Origin of the sequence: Kitasatospora sp. HUAS MG31 (assembly GCF_040571325.1) — a bacterium.
GTDB lineage: Bacteria > Actinomycetota > Actinomycetes > Streptomycetales > Streptomycetaceae > Kitasatospora > Kitasatospora camelliae.
The window spans coordinates 1567530-1588088 of record NZ_CP159872.1; the positions used below are offsets into that span (position 1 = coordinate 1567530).

Genomic DNA, 20559 nt, shown 5'->3' on the forward strand with positions numbered 1-20559 from the left:
CCGAAGCGGAGAACGCTCAGATGGAGAAGACGCTGCGAGGCGTAGGTGTCAGCCACGGGGTCGCGATCGGCCAGGTCCGGCACATGGGGACGGCGGAGCTGGAACCCCCGGCGACGCAGATCCCCAGTGAGGACGCGCCCCGTGAGCAGGCGCGGGCCCGGGCCGCGGTGGACGCGGTGGCCGCGGACCTGATCGCGCGCGGCAACCTGGCCGGCGGTGAGGCGCAGGCCGTCCTGGAGGCCCAGGCGCTGATGGCGCAGGACCCGGAGCTGATGGCGGACGTCAGCCGGCGGATCGCGGTGGGCAGCAGTGCCGAGCGGGCGGTGTACGACGCCTTCGCCGCGTACCGGGCGCTGCTGGCCTCGGCCGGCGAGTACCTGGCCGGGCGGGTGGCCGACCTGGACGACGTGCGCAACCGGATCGTGGCGCGGCTGCTGGGCGTGCCGATGCCGGGGGTGCCGGACAGCGACGAGCCGTACGTGCTGCTGGCGCGGGACCTGGCGCCGGCCGACACCGCGCTGCTGGACCCCTCGCTGGTGCTGGGGTTCGTGACCGAGGAGGGTGGGCCGACCAGCCACAGCGCCATTCTGGCGCGGGCGATGGGCGTGCCGGCCGTGGTGGCGCTGCAGGGGGCGACGGAGCTGGCCGAGGGCCTGGTCGTGGCGGTGGACGGCAGCTCCGGCGAGGTGCTGGTGGACCCGTCCGTCGAGCGGCAGGAGCAGCTGCGCGTGGCGGCGGAGGAGCGGAGGGCCGCGCTGGCGGCGACCTCCGGGCCGGGGCAGACCTCGGACGGGCACCGGGTGCCGCTGCTGGCGAACGTCGGCGGCCCGGTGGACCTGCCGGCGGCGCTGGAGAACGGCGCGGAGGGCGTGGGCCTGTTCCGGACCGAGTTCCTGTTCCTGGACGACTCGGCGAAGGCGCCCGGCGAGGACAAGCAGGTCGAGGCGTACCGGAAGGTGCTGGAGGCGTTCCCGGAGGGCCGGGTCGTCGTGCGGGTGCTGGACGCGGGGGCGGACAAGCCGCTGGACTTCCTGACGCCGGCGGACGAGCCGAACCCGGCGCTCGGGGTGCGCGGGCTGCGGACGCTGCTGGACCACCCGGAGGTGCTGCGGTCGCAGCTGCGGGCGCTGGCCCGGGCGGCGGAGGGGCTGCCGGTGCACCTGGAGGTGATGGCCCCGATGGTGGCCGACCGCCAGGACGCGCGGGCGTTCGCGGACGCCTGCCGGGAGGCCGGGCTGCACGCCAAGTTCGGGGCGATGGTGGAGATCCCGTCGGCGGCGCTGCGGGCGCGGTCGATCCTGCAGGAGGTCGAGTTCCTGTCGCTGGGGACGAACGACCTGGCGCAGTACACCTTCGCCGCGGACCGGCAGGTGGGTGCGCTGGCGCGGCTGCAGGACCCCTGGCAGCCGGCGCTGCTGGACCTGGTCGCGGCGGCCGCGGAGGCGGCCCGGGCGGCCGGCAAGAGCTGTGGCGTCTGCGGTGAGGCGGCCTCCGACCCGCTGCTGGCCTGTGTGCTGACCGGTCTGGGGGTCACCAGCCTGTCGATGGGCGCGGCGTCGATCCCCTATGTGCGGTCGGCGCTGGCCACCTACACCCTGGCGCAGTGCCGGCGGGCCGCGGAGGCGGCGCGGGCGGCGGACGGCGCGGCCGAGGCGCGGGCCGCGGCGCACCAGGTGCTCTCCGGCGAGTAGCCGGGGGCTGCCGGGCGACGGCCCGGACCGGAGCCGGAAGGGGCACTGCCACCGTGGGGGTTGGCAGTGCCCCTTCCCCGTGTCCGGAGAGCCGGGCCGGAGGGCCTGTTCGGAGGGCCTGTTCGGGCGGGTCAGCCGCGGCGGCGGGCGCCGAGGTCGGCGAAGAAACGCAGGTGGGCGAGGTTGTCCACGCTGCCGGGGTTGACGGCCTGCTCCAGCGGGGTGCCGGAGAGCAGGCGCTTGACCGGGACCTCGATGCGCTTGCCGGTGAGGGTGTGCGGGAGACCGGTGACCGCGATGACCTCGTCGGGGACGTGGCGCGGGGAGAGTTCGGTGCGCAGCGAGGTGCGGATGCGGCCGATCAGGTCCTCGTCCAGGGCGGCGCCGGGGGCGAGGACGACGAAGAGCGGCATCCAGTAGCCGCCGTTCGGCTCCTCGAGGCCGATGACGAGGGACTCGGCGATCTCGGGGAGGCGTTCGACGACCTCGTAGATGTCGGAGGAGCCCATCCGGACGCCCTGCCGGTTGAGGGTGGAGTCGGAGCGGCCGTGGATGACGACGGTGCCGCGGGAGGTGACGGTGATCCAGTCGCCGTGGCGCCAGGTGCCCGGGTACATCTCGAAGTAGCTGTCGCGGTAGCGGGCGCCGTCGGGGTCGTTCCAGAAGCCGGTGGGCATGGAGGGCAGCGGCTTGGTGACCACCAGTTCGCCGACGGTGTCGGTGTGCGGGCGGCCCTGGACGTCCCAGGACTCGACGGCGGAGCCGAGGCAGGGGGCCTGGATCTCGCCGAGGTACACCGGGAGGGTGGGGACGCCGCCGACGAAACAGGAGCAGACGTCGGTGCCGCCGCTGACCGAGGCGAGCCAGAGGTCCTGCTTGACCTCGTCGTAGATCCACTGGAAGCCGTCGGGCGGGAGCGGGGAGCCGGTCGTGCCGAGGCAGCGGACGGCGGAGAGGTCCAGGTCGCGGCCGGGGTGCAGGTCGGCCTTGCGGCTGGCGATCACGTACGCGGCGGAGGTGCCGAGGACGGTGGCGCGGGTGCGGGCGGCGACGGACCAGAGGGCGCCGGTGTCGGGGTGGCCGGGGCTGCCGTCGTAGGTGACGATCGTGGATCCGACGAGGAGGCCGGCGACGAGGAAGTTCCACATCATCCAGCCGGTGGAGGTGTACCAGAGGAAGCGGTCCTCGGGGCCGAGGTCGAGGTGGAGCGCGGCCTGCTTGAGGTGCTCGACGAGAATGCCGCCCTGGCTCTGCACGATGGCCTTGGGCAGGCCGGTGGTGCCGGAGGAGTAGAGCACCCAGAGCGGGTGGTCGAAGGGGACCGGCTCGAAGACCGGCTCGGTCTTCTCGGCGACCAGGTCGTCCCAGGCCAGGGCGCCCTCGGGGGCGGGGGTGCCGAGGAGGGGGACGTGGACGACGGTGCGCAGGGTGGGGAGTTCGCGGCGGAGTTCGGCGACCACCTCGGTGCGGTCGTGGTCCTTGCCGCCGTAGTGGTAGCCGTCGACGGCGAACAGGACGGCGGGCTCGATCTGCTGGAGGCGGTCGAGGACGCTGCGGGCGCCGAAGTCGGGGGCGCAGCTGGTCCAGACGGCGCCGACGGCGGCGGTGGCGAGCAGGGCGACCACGGCCTGCGGGATGTTGGGGAGGTAGGCGCCGACGCGGTCGCCGGGGCCGATGCCCTGGGCGCGGAGGGCGGCGGCCAGCGAGCCGACCTGGCGGCGGAGCTCGGCCCAGGTGGTGGCGACGGGCTGCTCGGTGGTCTCGTCCAGGTGGAGGATCGCGGGCCGGTCGGCGTGGGCCGGGTCCTCGCCGTGGCGGAGGGCGTGCTCGGCGTAGTTGAGGCGGGCGCCGGGGAACCAGGTGGCGCCGGGCATGGCCTCCTCGCCGAGGACGGCCTCGGGGGCGGTGGTGAAGCGGACGTCGAACCACCGGGTGACCGCGGTCCAGAAGCGGTCGAGGTCCTCGGTGGACCAGCGGTGGAGGTCGGCGTAGCGGGCGGCGGCCTCGTCGTCGGTGGCGGCGGGCGCGAGGGGTGCGGCCGGTGCGCCGTGGTGTTCGGCGGCCCACGCCTGGAAGGCGACGATCTGGCTGGCTGCGGCGCGCGCGGGGGCGGGCCGCCAGAGCGGCTGGTCCTGGGTGGGGGTGCTCACGGTGGTGGTCTCCCGGCCGGTGTGGTGGGGACGGAGGTGCTTGTGGCGGACCCGTCCGAGTGGCTCTGACGGTGCAGACCATGCCATGTGATCGTCCCTGTGCGCCAGGGTCCCCCGCCGGGCGTTCGGGCGGGTCGGACGCGGTGGCCGCGGCGGGCCGGGACGGTACGGGCGGGGTGGCCGCTGCGGGCCGGGCGGGTCCCCAGGCGGGGCGTGGCGGGCGGCAGGCGGTCTGGCCGGGGCGGGCGGGGTCTGGTAGGACGGCGGTCATGCAGCAGTCGACGTACGACGTGGTGATCGTGGGCGGCGGGCACAACGGGCTGGTCGCCGCCGGGTACCTGGCGCGGGCCGGGCGGAGTGTGCTGGTGCTGGAGCGGTTGGGGCACACCGGCGGCGCGGCGGTGTCGGAGCGGGCGTTCCCCGGGGTGGAGGCGCGGCTGTCGCGCTACTCCTACCTGGTGAGCCTGCTGCCGCAGCGGATCGTGGAGGAGCTGGGGCTGCGGTTCACGACCCGTCGGCGGCGGATCTCCTCGTACACGCCGGTGGTGCGTGACGGACGGGCCACCGGGCTGCTGGTGGACCGGGAGGACGAGGCCAGGACGGCCGCGTCGTTCCGTGAACTGACCGGTGCGGAGCGGGATTTCGCCGCGTGGCGGGAGTTCTACGGGATGACCGGGCGGCTGGCGGAGCGGGTGTTCCCGTCGCTGACCGAGCCGTTGCCGAGCCGGGCGGAGCTGCGGAAGCGGGTGGACGACCCGGCGGCCTGGGCGGAGCTGTTCGAGCGGCCGCTCGGGGAGGCGCTGGAGCGGCGGTTCACCGACGACCTGGTGCGCGGGGTGGTGCTGACGGACGCGCTGATCGGGACGTTCACGCATGCCCACGACCCGTCGCTGGCGCAGAACCGGTGCTTCCTCTACCACGTGATCGGCGGCGGTACGGGCGACTGGGACGTGCCGGTCGGTGGGATGGGGGCGCTCACCGACGCGCTCGCGGCCGCGGCCCGGGGCGCGGGGGCCGAGCTGCGGACCGGCTGCGAGGTCACGGCGGTCGATCCCGGTGGTGCGCGGACGCCGGCGGAGGTGGCGTACCGCTCGGAGGGTGTGGAGCGGCGGGTGGGCGCCCGGTGGGTGCTGTGCAACGCGGCTCCCCGGGTGCTGGACGGGCTGCTCGGCCGGCCGGCCCCGGGACCCGGGCCGCAGGGGGCGCAGCTGAAGGTGAACATGCTGCTGCGACGGCTGCCGCGGTTGAAGGACGACGCGGTGGATCCGCGGGAGGCGTTCGCCGGGACGTTCCACATCGCGGAGTCGTACCGGGAGCTGGAGGCGGCGTACCGGCAGGCGGCGGACGGGCGGGTGCCGGTGCCCGGGCCGTCGGAGATCTACTGCCACTCGCTGGCGGATCCGTCGATCCTCGGCGCGGAGGCGGCGCGGGCCGGGTGGCACACGCTGACGCTGTTCGGGCTGCACCAGCCGGCGGCGCTGTTCCGGGACGGTGGCGGCGGAGGCGGTGGGCGCGGCGATGGGGCCGGGGCGGCTGCCGCTGTGAAGGCCGAGGCGTTGGAGGCGGTGCTGGCGCCGTTGCGGGCGTGCCTGGCCGAGCCGCTGGAGGACTGTCTGGCGGTGGACGGGGAGGGCCGGCCCTGCGTGGAGGCGAAGACGCCGCTGGACCTGGAGGCGGAGTTGGGTCTGCCCGGAGGCAACATCTTCCACCGGGAGCTGGCGTTCCCGTGGGGCGAGGAGGACGGACCCGGCGGAGCGGGCCTCGGGGAGGGACCGGGTGCGCGGTGGGGGGTGGCGACCGGGCACCCGCGGGTGCTGCTGTGCGGGGCCGGTGCCGTCCGGGGTGGCGGGGTGAGCGGGATCCCCGGGCACAACGCGGCGATGGCGGTGCTGGGGAGGTAGTTCGGCCTCGGGGGGACAGTCGACGGGAGGTGGGGGTCAGCCGCGGGTGATGAGGTGGTGGAACTCGCCGTCGAACCAGGACCGGGCGACCCGGGTGTGGAAGGGGAAGGCCAGCGGCGTCTCGACGGTGGCGAGCTGCCAGCCGTCCGTCTCGTCGGTGGGCCGGGAGGGCGGCAGGTCGGCCAGGTCGCGGGCCGGGAGCAGCGCGAACAGGCAGAGGAAGCCGCCGCGGGTGTCCGAGTCGGTGGCGACCAGGGTGACCTCGGCCGCGTCGGCGAGGATGCCGGTCTCCTCGCGCAGCTCGCGGACGGCGGCCTGCTGCCAGCTCTCGCCGTAGTCGACGTAGCCGCCGGGGAGGGCGAGTTCGCCGTAGCCGGGCTCGATGGTGCGGCGGATGACGGTGAGGCCGGTGCTGCCGTCCGGGAGGTTGACCGGGAGCAGGGCCACGGTGACGGGCAGCGGGTTGCGGTACGAGATCTCGGTGCAGCCCGTGCAGGTGCGCGGCCAGGCGGAGGTGCCGGCCGGGTAGGGCGTACCGCACCAGTGGCAGTGCGAGTTGGGACCGAAGATGCGCTGGTCGGCCTGCTGCGTGGTCATGGGGTGGATGGTAGTCGCCGGGCGGCTGCGGCGGGCCGGATCCTCCGAAGGGCCGGGGCGGGTGGGTTGGTCGGAGGAACGGGCTCGCGCGGGTTCCTACGGCTCGGGGGTGGGGCCCGGTTCCTGGGAGGGGCGCAGGAGCGGGGGGTGGAGGCGGCGGCTCGGGCCGGCGGTGTAGCGGCGGGCGCGGGGGCCGCCGCGGGTGCCGCCGCGGTCGGTGGTGCGGCCGGTGGGTTCGACGAAGCCGGGGACGGAGAGCACCTTGCGGTGGAAGTTGCCCGGGTGCAGGCGCTCGCCCCAGACCGCCTCGTAGACGGCGCGGAGTTCCGGGACGGTGAACTCGGGGCCGAGGAAGGCGGTGGCCAGCGGGCTGTACTCGATCTTGGCGCGGGCTCGGTCCAGGGCGTCGGCGAGGATCCGGGCGTGGTCGAAGGCGAGCTGGATCGGGGCGTGGGGGTCGCGGGTGGCCGTGGAGCCCGCGGAGAGGTCGAGGGCGGCGACCGGGTGCCAGGCGGCTGCGGCGGCGTCGGTACCGGCCTGGGGATCGGGCAGGTCGGGGGCGAAGGCGAGGTAGGCGACCGAGACCACGTGCATCCGGGGGTCGCGGGCGGGGGTGCCGTAGCTGCCGAGCTGTTCGAGGTGGACGCGGCTGAGGGTGGCCTCGGCGGTGTCGCTGCCCGTGCCCCCGCCGTGCAGGCCGGTCTCCTCGGCGAGTTCGCGGGCGGCGGCGGTGTCGAGATCCTCCTCCCCCGCGCGGAGGAAGCCCCCGGGGAGCGCCCAGTGGCCCTGGAACGGGGGTTCGGCGCGCTGGACGAGGAGGACGTGGAGCGCGGTGTCGCCGTCGGCGGACTCGCGGAGGGTCAGGGCGACGATGTCGACGGTGACCGCGATGGGGGTGAAGGCGTGGGGGTCGTAGGCGGCGAGCCACTCGGCCTCGGTGGGGGGTGGCTGGTCGCCGGACATGGGGTGGGCCTCTCCTGTTGGGTGCTTGTCGGGCTCGGGGTGAGAACAACGTAGCGGGTCCCGGCGGGGAGGCTCGCCGGGACAGGGGTTTCGAGGTGGGCGGGGGTGCGGGTCGGGAGGATGCTGGGCGATGAGGGGTTACCGGTTCGCGCAGTTCCCCGCGCCCCTGGAAGTGACCGATGACGTAGGGATTTGCTGTGAGCGGTGGGTTCGGTGGGGCGGTGGGGGCGGGGGTGGTGGTGTTGGACGGGGGGCTGTCGAACCAGTTGGTGGCGGCGGGGCACGATCTGTCGGACGAGCTGTGGTCGGCGCGGTTGTTGGCGGACGCTCCGGAGGCGGTGGTGGAGGCGCATCTGGCGTACTTCCGGGCGGGGGCGGAGGTGGCGACCACGGCGAGTTATCAGGCGAGTTTCGAGGGGTTCGGGCGGCGCGGGGTGGGCCGGGCGGGGGCGCGGCGGCTGTTGGGGTCGAGCGTGGAGCTGGCGCGGGAGGCGGTGCGGCGGGCGGGGGCACAGCGGCCGTTGTGGGTGGCGGCGTCGGTGGGGCCGTACGGGGCGGTGCTGGCGGACGGGTCGGAGTACCGGGGGCGGTACGGGTTGAGCACGGCGGAGCTGGAGCGCTTCCACGGACCGCGGCTGGAGGCGTTGCTGGCGGCGGGGCCGGACGTGCTGGCGATCGAGACGGTGCCGGACACCCAGGAGGCGCGGGCGCTGCTGCGGGTGCTGCGCGGGTCGGGGGTGCCGGCGTGGCTGTCGTTCAGCGTGGCGGGCGGCCGGACGCGGGCGGGGCAGCCGTTGGAGGAGGCGTTCGGGCTGGCCGCGGAGGTGGAGGAGGTGCTGGCGGTGGGGGTGAACTGCTGCTCGCCCGAGGACGCGGACCGGGCGGTGCGGATCGCGGCGCGGGCGGCGGGCAAGCCGGTGGTGGTGTACCCGAACAGCGGGGAGCGGTGGGACGCGGCGGCGCGGGACTGGGCGGGTGAGCCGACGTTCCGTCCGGGGAGGGTGGCGGGCTGGCTGGCGGACGGGGCGCGGCTGGTCGGCGGGTGCTGCCGGGTGGGTCCGGCGGACATCGCGGCGCTGGCGGAGGCGGTGCGGGCGGGCGCGCGGGGCGACGGCGGCTGACCGGGAGCCGGCCTGGATGCGGCCCGGAGCCGACCGGCCGGTGAGCGGGAGGTGCGCGCCCGGCCTCCGGCCTGGCAGACTCAAGCGATACCCTTGCGTTCGACATTGTCGACCACCAGTGCTGCGGAGGTAGCCGATGCCCGGCCCGATCCAGTCGCTCTCCCGGGCCGCCGCGATCCTGCGGCTGCTGGCCGGCGGTGAGCGCCGGCTCGGCCTCTCGGAGGTCGCGGCCTCCCTCGACCTGGCGAAGGGCACCGCGCACGGGATCCTGCGCACCCTCCAGCAGGAGGGGTTCGTCGAACAGGACGCCGAGAGCGGCAAGTACCAGCTGGGCGCCGAGCTGCTGCGGCTCGGCCAGAGCTACCTGGACGTGCACGAGCTGCGGGCCCGGGCGCTGGTCTGGGCGGACGACCTGGCCCGGGCCTCCGGGGAGACGGTCTACCTGGGCGTCCTGCACCAGCAGGGCGTGCTGATCGTGCACCACGTGTTCCGGCCCGACGACACCCGGCAGGTGCTGGAGGTCGGGTCGATGCAGCCGCTGCACAGCACGGCGCTGGGCAAGGTGCTGCTGGCGTACGACCCGGTGGCCCGCGGACAGCTGGGCGACGGCCCTCTGGAGTCCTACACCCTCCGCACGCTGACCGATCCGGCGGACGTGGACGCGGAGTGCGCGCTGATCCGTGAGCGCGGCTGGGCGGACGCCGTTGAGGAGACCTGGGAGGGCGTGGCCTCGATCGGCGCGCTGATCCAGGACCGGCGGCGCAACCCGGTCGGCGCGGTGTGCGTGAGCGGGGCGGTGGAGACCGTCTGCGAGGACGGGTTCGTCAAGCCCTCGCTGGTCGCGTCGGTGCGCAGCGCCGCGCGGGCGATCTCCCGCGACCTGGGGGCCGGCCGCTTCTGACCCTGTGTGTCCGCCGGGGCGCGGACAGGCTTCGGCCTGTCCGCGCCCTGGCGTTTTGTCCTGATCTGTCCGCGCACGCTCGGTAGCGTCGCGTGATGAGTCACAGGTGAATAACCCGGCCTTGACGCGAGGGAGCCGTTCGGAGGAAGCTTCCGCATGTCGGTCGACATTGTCGAACGGCGGCCGGGTAGATCATCCCCCCTGAGCGCTCACCCGCACAGCGATCGACCGGTCACCTACCCCCACCCCCCGCTCCTCCGGGCCGAATGGACAAGGGAGTCTTTTGTGTCCGCGTTCTCCAACGGCGACATCTTCGTCGGCGAAACCCTCGGCACCGCCGCCCTGATACTCCTCGGTGGCGGCGTCTGCGCCGCCGTCACTCTCAAGAAGTCGAAGGCCATCAACGCCGGCTGGCTGGCCATCACCTTCGGCTGGGGCTTCGCGGTCCTGATCGCGGCCTACATGTCCGCTCCGAAGTCCGGGGCCCACCTCAACCCCGCCGTCACCCTCGCCATCGCCGTGGAGAGCGGCGACTGGAGCAAGGTGCCGCTCTACATCGGCTCCCAGCTGATCGGCGCGGTCATCGGCGCCGTCCTGGTGTGGGTCACCTACCTCGGCCAGTTCCAGGCCAACGAGGAGCCCACGCTCGGCATCTTCTCGACCGGTCCCGAGATCCGGAACCCGATCCAGAACCTGCTGACCGAGATCATCGGCACCTTCGTGCTCTGCTTCGCCATCCTCACCCAGGGCCTCAACAAGGAGCTCGGCCTCTCCGGTCTGGGCATCCTGATCGTCGCCCTCACCGTGGTCGGCATCGGCCTCTCGCTCGGCGGCCCGACCGGCTACGCCATCAACCCGGCCCGTGACCTGGGCCCGCGCATCGCGCACTCCTTCCTGCCGATCCCGCACAAGGGCGGCTCGGACTGGTCGTACGCCTGGATCCCGGTGGTCGGCCCGGTCATCGGCGGCCTGCTCGCCGGCGGCCTGTTCCACGTCACGTTCTGAACGTTCCGACCCGTCGCGCAACGAGGCGTCGCGTCGGGGCCCGCGCCACCCACCGGTGCCCCGACCGACGTTTGCCCCCCGCATGAGCACGGGGACTGACCCAGCGTCAGGCCCGCCCCACCCCGACACCCTCATCACGAGCCGAGGACCTTCATGACTGCGAACTACATCGCCGCGATCGACCAGGGCACCACCTCCAGCCGCTGCATCATCTTCGGCGCGGACGGCCGGATCGTCTCCGTCGACCAGCAGGAGCACAGCCAGATCTTCCCCCAGCCCGGCTGGGTCGAGCACGACGCCGCCGAGATCTGGACCCGGGTGCAGGCCGTGGTGCGCGGCGCGCTGGAGAAGGCGGGCCTGACCAAGGACGACATCCGCGCGATCGGCATCACCAACCAGCGCGAGACCACCGTCCTGTGGGACAAGAACACCGGCGAGCCGGTCCACAACGCGCTGGTCTGGCAGGACACCCGCACCGAGGCCCTCTGCCGCGAGCTCGGCCGCAACGTGGGCCAGGACCGCTACCGCCGCGAGACCGGCCTCCCGCTGGCCAGCTACTTCGCCGGCCCGAAGATCCGCTGGCTGCTGGACAACGTCGAGGGCCTGCGGGAGCGCGCCGAGGCCGGCGACATCCTCTTCGGCACCATGGACACCTGGGTCATCTGGAACCTCACCGGCGGTGTCAACGGCGGCAAGCACGTCACGGACGTCACCAACGCCAGCCGCACCATGCTGATGAACCTGCACACCCTGGAGTGGGACGAGAAGATCGCGGAGTCCATGGAGGTGCCGCTGGCGGTCCTCCCGGAGATCCGCTCCTCCGCCGAGGTGTACGGCGCCGCGGTCGGCGACCTGGAGGGCGTGCCGGTCGCCTCCGCGCTCGGCGACCAGCAGGCCGCGCTGTTCGGCCAGACCTGCTTCGACGAGGGCGAGGCCAAGTCCACCTACGGCACCGGCACCTTCCTCCTGCTGAACACCGGCGAGAAGGTCGTCAACTCGTACCACGGCCTGCTGACCACGGTCGGCTACCGGATCGGCGACCAGGCCCCGGTCTACGCCCTGGAGGGCTCGATCGCCGTCACCGGATCGCTGGTCCAGTGGCTGCGCGACCAGCTCGGCATCATCTCGACCGCCGCCGAGATCGAGACCCTGGCCTCCACCGTGGAGGACAACGGCGGCGCCTACTTCGTCCCGGCCTTCTCCGGCCTGTTCGCCCCGTACTGGCGCTCCGACGCCCGCGGTGTGATCGCCGGCCTCACCCGGTACGTGACCAAGGGCCACCTGGCCCGCGCCGTCCTGGAGGCCACCGCCTGGCAGACCCGCGAGGTCGTCGACGCCATGGAGAAGGACTCCGGGGTCACCCTGACCGCCCTCAAGGTGGACGGCGGCATGACCTCCAACAACCTGCTGATGCAGAACATCGCCGACGTCCTGGACGCCCCGGTCGAGCGCCCGTACGTGGCCGAGACCACCGCGCTGGGCGCCGCCTACGCGGCCGGCCTCGCGGTCGGCTTCTGGAACGACCTGGACACCCTGCGCGCCAACTGGCACCGCGCCGCCGAGTGGACGCCCCGGATGGACGAGGCCACCCGCGACCGCGAGTACAAGAAGTGGCTGAAGGCCGTGGAGCGCACCATGGGCTGGGTCGAGGAGGACGAGCAGAACTGACACACCGCCGGTCGGGGCCCCGAGCCCCGGCCGGCCCGTTCCGTCTGCGTCCACCCGGACGCATCCCGGCCCGCCGCACCGGACCGGGGCCCGGCCTGCAGCACAGGCCGCACCGCACACCGAGAGGAGACACGGCACCGCCGGACCAGCGGGCCGTACACACACCATGGCTACCATCCCGACCCTGGGCGCCGAGCGCACCGCCGGCCGCAACGCCTCCCGTGCCGAGACCCGCGAGCTGCTCGGCAAGGCCACGTACGACCTCCTGGTGATCGGGGGCGGCATCCTCGGCACGGCCACCGCGTGGACCGCCGCCCAGGCCGGCCTCAAGGTCGCCATGGTCGACGCCGGCGACTTCGCCGGCGCCACCTCCAGCGCCTCCTCCAAGCTCGTCCACGGCGGCCTGCGCTACCTGCAGACCGGCGCGGTCAAGCTGGTCGCGGAGAACCACAAGGAGCGCCGGGCGCTGGCCACCGACGTGGCCCCGCACCTGGTCAACCCGCTGACCTTCTTCGTCCCGGTGTACAAGGGCGGCCCGCACAGCGCCCCCAAGCTCGGCGCCGGCGTGTTCCTGTACTCGGCGCTGTCCGCCTTCCGCGACGGCATGGGCCGGGTCTCCACCGCCGCGCACGCCGCCCAGCAGGTACCCGCGCTGCGCACCGAGGGCCTGCGCTCGGTCGCGGTCTACGGCGACCACCAGATGAACGACTCCCGGGTGGCCGTGATGACCGTCCGGGCCGCCGTCGAGGCCGGCGCGGTGGTGCTCAACCACGCCGAGGTCACCGGTCTGCGCTTCACCGGCGGCCGGGTCTCCGGCGCCGAGCTGCGCGACCGCCTGGACGGCACCGAGTTCGGCGTCAGCGCCCGCCTGGTGCTCAACGCCACCGGCCCGTGGGTCGACCACCTGCGCCGGATGGAGGACGCCGGCGCGGCGCCCTCGATCCGCCTCTCCAAGGGCGCCCACGTGGTGGTCAAGCGGCGCACCCCGTGGCGGGCCGCGCTCACCATCCCGATCGACAAGTACCGCGTCTCCTTCGCCATCCCGTGGGAGGACCACGTCCTGCTCGGCACCACGGACGAGGAGTACACCGGCGACCCGATGGACGTCCGCGCCACCGAGGCCGACATCGACCAGATCCTGGACGAGGCCGGCCACGCCATCCGTGACGAGCACCTCGACCGCGACCTGATCACCTACTCCTTCGCCGGCCTGCGGGTGCTGCCCGGCGGCCCCGGCGACACCGCCGCCGCCAAGCGCGAGACCGTGGTCACCGAGGGCCGCGGCGGCATGCTGTCGGTGGCCGGCGGCAAGTGGACCACCTACCGGCACATCGGCCGGACCGTCCTGGAGAAGCTCAAGCACGTGCCCGGCACCGGCCTCGCCGAGGACATGTCGCCGTTCCCGGCCACCGTCCCGCTGCCGGGCGTCGGCGCGCCGAACGCCGTGGCCCACCGCCTGCTGGTCGACCGCGAGCCCGGCTCCCGGATGGAGCCGCTGGTCGCCAAGCACCTGGCCAGCCACTACGGCACCCTGTCCTTCGACATCGCCCGTCTGATCGCCGAGGACCCTGCGCTCGGCGAGCCGATCCACGCGGACGGCCCGGACTGCTGGGCTCAGGTCGCCTACGCGGCCGACCACGAGTGGGCGTACACCGTCGACGACGTGCTGCGCCGCCGCACCACGATGACCGTCCGCGGCCTCGACACCGCCGAGGTCCGCGACCAGGTCCAGGCGTTCCTGACGGCCCGCCAGGCCTGACCGTGCGGCGTGATGGGAGTACCCCCGCGGACCTGACCGCGGGGGTACTCCCGTCTCCGGGTGCGGCCCGCGGAATCCGGGTGCGGGGAAGGCCGGTCACCCGTCACCATGGCGGCCATGACGGCACGGATCCCGAAGACGCCGCAGGAGAAGAAGCGGCTCAGCTACCTCAAGGACCGGCGCAACGCGTACGGCGAGAACGACAAGGCCTCGCGCCGCAACATCCCGCGGGCGCGGCGGGCCCGGCGCCACGCTCTGCGGGCGGCTGAGCGGCAGGCGCTGGCCCGGCTGACCGGCCAGGGCGGTGCGGCGGACGACGCCGGGGTGCCCTTCGCCCGCCGGGGCACCGGGCAGTGGCGGAAGTGGCCGGACGAGCCGCTGGCCGCCGCCGTGGCCCGACGGCTGGAGCGGCGGGCCCGCCAGGACCGTACGACCCCTGCGGCGTGAGGCGGTTGGTGGTGGATCAGGGCGACGGGCAGACCGGCGCCTGAGCCGCGCGGCGCTCGGTCCGTGGACCGTCACCCGCATCCTGACCCAGTGGTCGTACGTGGGCCCGGCTGTCGGCATCGTTTCCCCCTGCTCCTCCCGGTGACGCCGGTTCTCCTGGTGACGCCGGTTCTCCTGGTGGCACCGGCTCCCGCAGTCTGCCCGGACCGGGTGGATCGTGTCCGAGGGAATCGACAAAGCCCCGGCGCGCGAGGCGTGCCGGGGCCTTGGCGGAGGTATGTCGGGCCGGGCTAGACGACCAGGCTGAGGGGGAGGATCAGGGCGATCGCGACCACCGAGATGACCGTCTCCATGACCGACCAGGACTTGATCGTCTGGCCGACGCTCATCCCGAAGTACTCCTTGACCAGCCAGAACCCGGCGTCGTTGACGTGGGAGAAGAAGAGCGAGCCGGCGCCGATGGCGAGGACCATCAGGGCCGCGTGGGTGCTGGACATCCCGGCGGCGAGCGGGGCCACGATGCCGGCGGCGGTGATGGTGGCGACCGTGGCCGAGCCGGTGGCGAGGCGGATCAGGACGGCGATCAGCCAGCCCAGCAGCAGGGCCGGGATGTGCCACTTCGCGGACCACTCGCTGACCGCGTTGCCCACGCCGACGTCGATCAGGGTCTGCTTGAAACCGCCGCCGGCGCCGACGATGAAGACGATCCCGGCGATCGGCCCGAGCGAGGCGGCGACGGTGGCGGAGATGCGGTCCCGGTCGAAGCCGGCCGCCCGGCCGAGGGTGAGCATGCCGAGCAGGGTGGCGGCGAGCAGCGCGATCAGCGGCGAGCCTATGAAGTCGAGGATCCGCTGGGGCAGCGCCTTCGGGTCGTCGATCACCACGTCGGCCAGCGCCTTGCCGAGCATCAGCACCACGGGCAGCAGGATGGTGGCGAGGACGGCGCCGAAGCGGGGGGTGGTCCGGTGGGTGGTGGCGGTTTCAGGGGTGTCCGGGGTGTCCGGGGTATCGGGGCCGGCGGGGACCTCCAGCGGGCCGACCCAGCGCTCGGCGACCCGGGCGAACAGGGGTCCGGCGACGATCACGGTGGGGACGGCGATCAGCAGACCGAAGGCCAGGGTGATGCCGAGGTCGGCCTTGAGCGCGTCCACCGCAACCAGCGGACCCGGGTGCGGGGGCACCAGGCCGTGCAGGACGGACAGGCCGGCCAGCGCCGGGATGCCGAGCCGCATCAGCGGGAGCGAGCCGCGCCGGGCGACCAGCAGCACGATCGGGATCAGCAGCACCACGCCGACCTCGAAGAACAGCGGCAGGCCCAGCACCGCCGCGATCAGGGCCATCGCCCAGGGCAGGGTCCGCGTGCCGGACCGGCGCAGCACGGTGTCGGCGATGATGTTCGCCCCGCCGGAGTCGGCGAGCAGCTTCCCGAGCATCGCGCCGAGCCCGATCAGCAGGCCGACACCGGCGACGGTCGCCCCGAAGCCGGTGGAGAAGCTGGTCAGCAGCTTGTCGAAGGGGGCACCGGCCACGGCGGCGAGCAGCAGGGAGCCGAGGGTCAGGGCGAGGAAGGGGTGCAGCTTGAGCCGGGTGATCAGCAGCACGATCGCGCCGATGCTGAGCAGCACGGCGAGCAGCAGCCGGGCGTCGCTGTCGGTGTGCGGGAGGGCCGGTGCGCCGGCTGCGAGCAGGAGGGGAACGGTCACGCGAGGTCTCCGTTGACGGTGCCGGCGGGCCCGGGCTGTGGGAGCGGGTCCGCCGGCGCGTGGGGGTGGTGGGGGTGGTGGGGGTTACCGGGGTTCGGTGGGGCGGAGCAGGTCGGCCGCCCGGTCGGCGAGGGCGCGCGGGGCGGGGCCGACGTCCAGGACGGTGCCCCGCTCGTCGGGTCCGAGGGGTTCCAGCGCGGCGTACTGGGAGTCGAGCAGGGAGCGGGGCATGAAGTGGCCCGTACGGTGCGAGAGCCGGTCGCCGACGAGGCCCGGGGTGCCGCTGAGGTGCAGGAAGAACGTGTCCGGGCAGTAGGCGCGCAGGGTGTCGCGGTACCGCCGCTTCAGCGCGGAGCAGGTGACCACTCCCCCGGTGCCGGCGGCCTTCCGTTCGGCGAGCCAGCCGCCGATCGCCTGCAGCCAGGGCAGGCGGTCCGCGTCGTCCAGGGGGATGCCGGCGCTCATCTTGGCGATGTTGGCCGGCGGGTGGAAGTCGTCGGCCTCGGCACAGGGAACGCCGAGGCGGTCCGCGAGCAGCTGGGCGACGGTGGTCTTGCCGACGCCCGAGACGCCCATCACGACGACGACGGGCGGCTGGTTCTCGACGCTGAGAGCCATGGGTGCTCCTGTTCTCCCTGATCGGTGGCTACCTTCGCGCAAAGGTATGACTTATTCAAGTGTCCGACGTTCAATCGTCATACTTTCCCGCAGGGGCAGGGTGGGGGCACGGAGGCTCGGCGGGGCCGGGCCGCCCGGGGTGGGGGTGGGCGCCGGGGGCGTCGATAGGGTGGGGCGATGGAGATCCAAGGGCTGCCCGGGCGGGTGCTCGCCGAGATCGGGCCCGCCATCGCCTCCGGGGAGATCGCGGAGGGGGCGGTGCTCCGGGCGGAGGAGCTGGAGGAGCGGTTCGGGGTGTCCCGGACGGTGGTGCGGGAGGCGGTCCGGATCCTGGAGTCGATGCGGATGGTCGAGCCGCGCCGCCGGGTGGGCATCACGGTGCTGCCGCGGTCCAGCTGGGACGTCTTCGACCCGATGGTGATCCGCTGGCGGCTGGCCGGCGCGGGCCGGTCGGCACAGCTGCGGTCGCTGGGTTCGCTGCGGGAGGCGGTGGAGCCGGCGGCGGCCGCACTGGCCGCGCAGCACGCCTCGGACGACGACCGCCGTGAACTCGGCGCGCTGGCTGTGGAGTTGACGGTCACTGCGCGGGCGGCCGACCTGGAGTCGTTCCTCCGGCACGACATCGCCTTCCACGCGGCGGTGCTGCGGGCCTCCGGCAACGAGATGTTCGCGCACCTCAAGGACACCGTCGGCGCCGTGCTGACCGGCCGGACGGAGCATCACCTGATGCCCCGCCGGCCGCGCGAGTACGCCGTCCGGCTGCACCGCGAGGTGGCCGACGCGATCTGCGCGGGCGACGCGGAGGCGGCCGAACGGGCGATGCGCACGATCGTCGTGGGGGCGCTCGGCGAGCTGGACGCGACCCTGGACTGAGCCGTCCGGCCCGGAATCCCGGGCCGGACGGGCGGAGCGGGGGCATCCGGGCGGTTCCGGAGGAGTGGGCGCGGCCGATCGGGGCAGTCTGGTCCGCACAGGTGCGCATGCCGAGCACCGCCGAGGCCAGGGTCAGGGGGTCCGCCGATGTCCGCCGTCCGCCGCCGCCTTCCGGACGAGGTGCGCGCCGCCGCGGTCCGGGCGGTGCTGCTGCTGTCCTTCACGCTGATCGCGCTGATGGTGGCCACCCTGGCCTCGTACGCGAGCAGCGGACGGGTGCTGGTGCCGGCGCTGCTGGCGGTGGCGCTGGGGGTGTTCGGCACCGCGTGGTGCCTGCTGGAGATCCTGATCTCGCGGCAGATCGCGCGCGAACGCCGGCGCGGGCCCAACGCGGCGTCCCCGCTGGCCGGCAGCCGGGAACGCGGACGGCGCCCGGTGGTGGGAGACCGGGCGCCGTCGGGCTAGGGCCCGAGGTGGTGAGGGTCCGTCAGCCGCGCGTGCCGACCGCGTAGCCGTACTGGACCGGCCAGCGGCGCTCGGCGTCGAGTTCGCGGGCGGCGTGCAGCGGCCAGTACGGGTCGCGCAGCAGTTCGCGGCCGAGCATCACGGCGTCCGCCCGCCCGGAGGTGAGGATCTCCTCGGCCTGGGCGGGCTCGGAGATCATGCCGACGCTGCTCACCGGGAGCCCGGAGCCGGCGCGGACCTCGGCGGCGAAGGGCACCTGGTAGCCCGGCCCGGTGGCGACCCGGGCGTCCGGCGAGATGCCGCCGCTGGAGACGTCGACCAGGTCGATGCCCACGGCCGCCAGCTCCTTGGCCAGCTGCACGGACTCCTCGACGGTCCAGCTCGGCTCGTCCGGGAGCCAGTCGGTGGCCGAGACCCGGAAGAACACCGGCAGGTCCTCGGGCCACACCGCCCGGACCGCGGTGGCGACCTCCAGCGCCAGGCGCGAGCGCCCGGCGAAGTCCCCTCCGTACTCGTCCGTGCGCCGGTTGGAGGCCGGGGACAGGAAGGAGTGGATCAGGTAGCCGTGGGCGCCGTGCACCTCGGCGACCTTGAAGCCCGCCGCCAGCGCCCGCTCGGCCGCGGCCGCGAAGGCCGCCACCACCTCGCGGATCTCCGCCGTGCTCAGCTCGTGCGGCACCGGCTTGTCGCCGAACGGCACCGGCGAGGGGCCGACCACCGGCCAGCCGCCCTCGGCGGGCGACACCGGAACGGACCCGCTCCACGGCTGCGCCGAGGAGGCCTTCCGCCCGGCATGGGCCAGCTGGATCCCCGGAACCGAGCCGTGCGCGGAGATCAGAGCCGCGACCCGGGCGAGCTCGTCGCGCTGCCGGTCGTTCCACAGCCCGAGGTCGTACGGGGTGATCCGGCCGTCCGGGCGGACGCCGGTCGCCTCGACCATCACCAGACCGGCGCCGCCCGCGGCCCTGGCCCCCAGGTGCGCGAGGTGGAAGTCGGTGGCGACACCCTCCAGCGGCCCGTCGGGGGCCGCCGAGTACATGCACATCGGGCTGAGCCAGACCCGGTTGGGAATGGTCAGCGAGCGGAGGGTGATCGGCTCGAACAGGGCACTCACGGCGGCTCCTTCTGCGGCGTACCCGGCGACCCCGGGGGCGTTCGTACGAGAGTCACCGTACTACGAAATTCCTCGAACTACGAGAGGCCTCGTACTATGGCCGGGTGACGACCACAGCCACCCCGCACGGGAGATCCGCCGTCCTGCCGGAGCCGGCACCGCACGAGATCCGGCTGGAGTGCGTCCTGCACGCGCTCGCCGACCCGGTGCGGCTGCGGATCGTCGCGGACCTGGCCGCCGCCGAGGGCGAGCTGAACTGCCTGGCCATCGACGTGCCGGTGACCAAGTCCACCAGCACGCACCACTTCCGGGTGCTCCGGGAGGCCGGGGTGATCCGGCAGGTGCGGCGGGGCACCTCGAAGATGAACTCGCTGCGCCGCGAGGAACTGGGCGCACTGTTCCCCGGACTGCTGGACAGCGTGATCGCGGGCGCGGCCCGACAGCGCGGGGACGCCGGGGACGCCGGGGAGCACGAGGACGCCGGGGAGCGCCACCTGGAGGAGGCGTAGCGGGGGGACGCACGGGGAACCGCGCGCCGGGGCCGCGCGGGGCGCGGGCGGCGTGGGGGGTCACGGCGGGGTACGGCGGCGGGGGTCAGTCCTCGACTTCCTCGTCCGCGGAGTGCGGAACGGCGATGCCGTGGCGGGCGGCGATCCTCAGGAGACCGGTGATCCGGCCCCGGTAGGCCTCGACGCCGTCCTCGTCCCCGGCGCGGCGCGCGGCGTCGAGCGCCGTCCGGGCCTGGTCGAGCTGCTCCCGCAGTTCCTCGTCGAATACGTCTGTCACGAGCGCCCTCCGGTACCGACGTGGGCGTCGACCCGCTGGTCGGGAGTACCACCTGAGGCGTCCAGGATGGACGAATACGGACGAATCATCAACCACCCCGAACCGGTCCGGCGGCACGCCCACGATGGGGTGAGGAACCCCGGGTGGGGCGGCCCGGACTGGTACCGATGCCCCATGCGCACCCTGCTCGCCGCCACGGCCGCGGCCGCCCTGCTCGTCCTCGGCCACGCCGCCGCCCCGGCCTCCGCCACCACGCTGCCGGTACCCGACCTGCCGGGGCCCGAGCCGGTGACGACCCCCGTCGCGGTTCCCGTCCCCGCCCCGGTCCAGCTGCCCGCCCCGGCGGTCCTGCCCGGGCGGGGCGGCTCGCGGCTCACCCTGTCGATCGAGGACCACGACGGCCTCCGCGAGATCGCGCTGGTCTGCCCGGCCGCGGACGGCTCCGCCCATCCGCACGCGGAGGCGGCCTGCGAGGAGCTGGCAGCGGCGGACGGGGATCCGGGGCGGATGGCGACCCGGGAGGTGCTCTGCACGATGATGCACCGGCCGGTCACCGCCCGCGCCGAAGGCAGCTGGCTCGGGCGGCCGGTCTCCTGGCGGCACGGCTACACCAACGCGTGTGCCATGCACGCGGCCACGGGGACGGTCTTCGACTTCTGACCGGGCGTCGCACCGGCGCGGCCGGGCAGCCCTGGAGGCGCAGCGGCTCGGGCGGGCACTCCCGGGGGCGCGTGGGCCTCCCGGTCGGCGGCTGGGGAGAACTGCGCGAGAACGAGAGGCAGACGTAGCCCTCCCGC

At 74.2% G+C, this 20559-nt stretch carries 19 protein-coding genes; 12 read left to right on the forward strand and 7 right to left on the reverse strand.

Going from position 1 to position 20559, the window contains the following annotated elements; translation table 11 throughout:
* Window positions 1-20 precede the first annotated feature (20 nt).
* On the forward strand, window positions 21-1691 hold the full coding sequence (ptsP, locus tag ABWK59_RS07405) for a phosphoenolpyruvate--protein phosphotransferase (RefSeq protein WP_354638919.1): 1671 nt from the start codon (window positions 21-23) through the stop codon (window positions 1689-1691).
* A gap of 131 nt (window positions 1692-1822) precedes the next feature.
* Here ptsP and ABWK59_RS07410 read toward each other — a convergent pair whose 3' ends face one another.
* The gene (locus tag ABWK59_RS07410; protein WP_420492741.1) at window positions 1823-3928 is read right to left on the reverse strand and encodes an acetoacetate--CoA ligase; all 2106 of its coding nucleotides are present in this window, start codon (window positions 3926-3928) and stop codon (window positions 1823-1825) included.
* A gap of 182 nt (window positions 3929-4110) precedes the next feature.
* Between ABWK59_RS07410 and ABWK59_RS07415 the strand changes: the two genes are divergently transcribed.
* Entirely contained in the window at window positions 4111-5742 is a 1632-nt protein-coding gene (locus ABWK59_RS07415; RefSeq protein WP_354638923.1) for a phytoene desaturase family protein, read from the forward strand.
* 36 nt (window positions 5743-5778) lie between these two features.
* Here the strand turns inward: ABWK59_RS07415 and ABWK59_RS07420 are convergent, their stop codons facing one another.
* Together ABWK59_RS07420 and ABWK59_RS07425 are read right to left on the reverse strand one after the other, a co-directional pair.
* Complete coding sequence (locus tag ABWK59_RS07420) at window positions 5779-6339, reverse strand: NUDIX domain-containing protein (RefSeq protein WP_354638925.1); 561 nt, start codon at window positions 6337-6339, stop codon at window positions 5779-5781.
* A 96-nt stretch (window positions 6340-6435) separates the two neighbouring features.
* Entirely contained in the window at window positions 6436-7302 is an 867-nt protein-coding gene (locus ABWK59_RS07425; protein ID WP_354638927.1) for an NUDIX hydrolase, read from the reverse strand.
* A gap of 197 nt (window positions 7303-7499) precedes the next feature.
* Between ABWK59_RS07425 and mmuM the strand changes: the two genes are divergently transcribed.
* From mmuM to ABWK59_RS07455, 6 genes are all read left to right on the forward strand, one after another.
* Window positions 7500-8423 carry a homocysteine S-methyltransferase gene (gene mmuM, locus ABWK59_RS07430; protein WP_354638928.1) on the forward strand — a complete coding sequence of 308 codons (924 nt, stop codon included), beginning with the start codon at window positions 7500-7502 and terminating at the stop codon, window positions 8421-8423.
* A gap of 136 nt (window positions 8424-8559) precedes the next feature.
* Entirely contained in the window at window positions 8560-9324 is a 765-nt protein-coding gene (locus ABWK59_RS07435) for an IclR family transcriptional regulator (RefSeq protein WP_354638930.1), read from the forward strand.
* 285 nt (window positions 9325-9609) lie between these two features.
* Complete coding sequence (locus ABWK59_RS07440) at window positions 9610-10329, forward strand: MIP/aquaporin family protein (RefSeq protein ID WP_354638932.1); 720 nt, start codon at window positions 9610-9612, stop codon at window positions 10327-10329.
* Window positions 10330-10482: 153 nt separating this feature from the next.
* On the forward strand, window positions 10483-11997 hold the full coding sequence (glpK, locus tag ABWK59_RS07445; protein WP_354638934.1) for a glycerol kinase GlpK: 1515 nt from the start codon (window positions 10483-10485) through the stop codon (window positions 11995-11997).
* 166 nt (window positions 11998-12163) lie between these two features.
* Window positions 12164-13756, forward strand: coding sequence for a glycerol-3-phosphate dehydrogenase/oxidase (locus ABWK59_RS07450; protein ID WP_354638936.1), 1593 nt, complete (start codon window positions 12164-12166; stop codon window positions 13754-13756).
* Between the two features lie 117 nt (window positions 13757-13873).
* Window positions 13874-14203 carry a hypothetical protein gene (locus tag ABWK59_RS07455; protein WP_354638938.1) on the forward strand — a complete coding sequence of 110 codons (330 nt, stop codon included), beginning with the start codon at window positions 13874-13876 and terminating at the stop codon, window positions 14201-14203.
* A 290-nt stretch (window positions 14204-14493) separates the two neighbouring features.
* Here ABWK59_RS07455 and ABWK59_RS07460 read toward each other — a convergent pair whose 3' ends face one another.
* A complete protein-coding gene (locus ABWK59_RS07460; RefSeq protein ID WP_354638940.1) occupies window positions 14494-15906 on the reverse strand; it encodes a gluconate:H+ symporter in 1413 nt (470 codons plus the stop codon).
* A gap of 84 nt (window positions 15907-15990) precedes the next feature.
* Window positions 15991-16524 carry a gluconokinase gene (locus ABWK59_RS07465; protein WP_354638942.1) on the reverse strand — a complete coding sequence of 178 codons (534 nt, stop codon included), beginning with the start codon at window positions 16522-16524 and terminating at the stop codon, window positions 15991-15993.
* A 177-nt stretch (window positions 16525-16701) separates the two neighbouring features.
* On the opposite strand from ABWK59_RS07465, the gene ABWK59_RS07470 reads away from it, so the two are divergent.
* Window positions 16702-17397 (forward strand): FadR/GntR family transcriptional regulator, encoded by a 696-nt coding sequence (locus tag ABWK59_RS07470; RefSeq protein WP_354638943.1) that lies wholly within the window; start codon window positions 16702-16704, stop codon window positions 17395-17397.
* Between the two features lie 147 nt (window positions 17398-17544).
* Entirely contained in the window at window positions 17545-17862 is a 318-nt protein-coding gene (locus ABWK59_RS07475) for a hypothetical protein (RefSeq protein WP_354638945.1), read from the forward strand.
* A gap of 22 nt (window positions 17863-17884) precedes the next feature.
* On the opposite strand, the gene ABWK59_RS07480 is transcribed toward ABWK59_RS07475, so the two are convergent.
* Window positions 17885-18976: an NADH:flavin oxidoreductase/NADH oxidase gene (locus tag ABWK59_RS07480; protein WP_354638947.1), complete on the reverse strand. Its 1092-nt coding sequence runs from the start codon at window positions 18974-18976 to the stop codon at window positions 17885-17887.
* Between the two features lie 104 nt (window positions 18977-19080).
* On the opposite strand from ABWK59_RS07480, the gene ABWK59_RS07485 reads away from it, so the two are divergent.
* The gene (locus tag ABWK59_RS07485) at window positions 19081-19485 is read left to right on the forward strand and encodes an ArsR/SmtB family transcription factor (protein WP_354638949.1); all 405 of its coding nucleotides are present in this window, start codon (window positions 19081-19083) and stop codon (window positions 19483-19485) included.
* 85 nt (window positions 19486-19570) lie between these two features.
* Here ABWK59_RS07485 and ABWK59_RS07490 read toward each other — a convergent pair whose 3' ends face one another.
* Entirely contained in the window at window positions 19571-19762 is a 192-nt protein-coding gene (locus tag ABWK59_RS07490) for a hypothetical protein (protein WP_354638951.1), read from the reverse strand.
* Between the two features lie 174 nt (window positions 19763-19936).
* On the opposite strand from ABWK59_RS07490, the gene ABWK59_RS07495 reads away from it, so the two are divergent.
* Entirely contained in the window at window positions 19937-20422 is a 486-nt protein-coding gene (locus tag ABWK59_RS07495) for an SSI family serine proteinase inhibitor (protein WP_354638952.1), read from the forward strand.
* The last annotated feature ends 137 nt before the right edge of the window (window positions 20423-20559 follow it).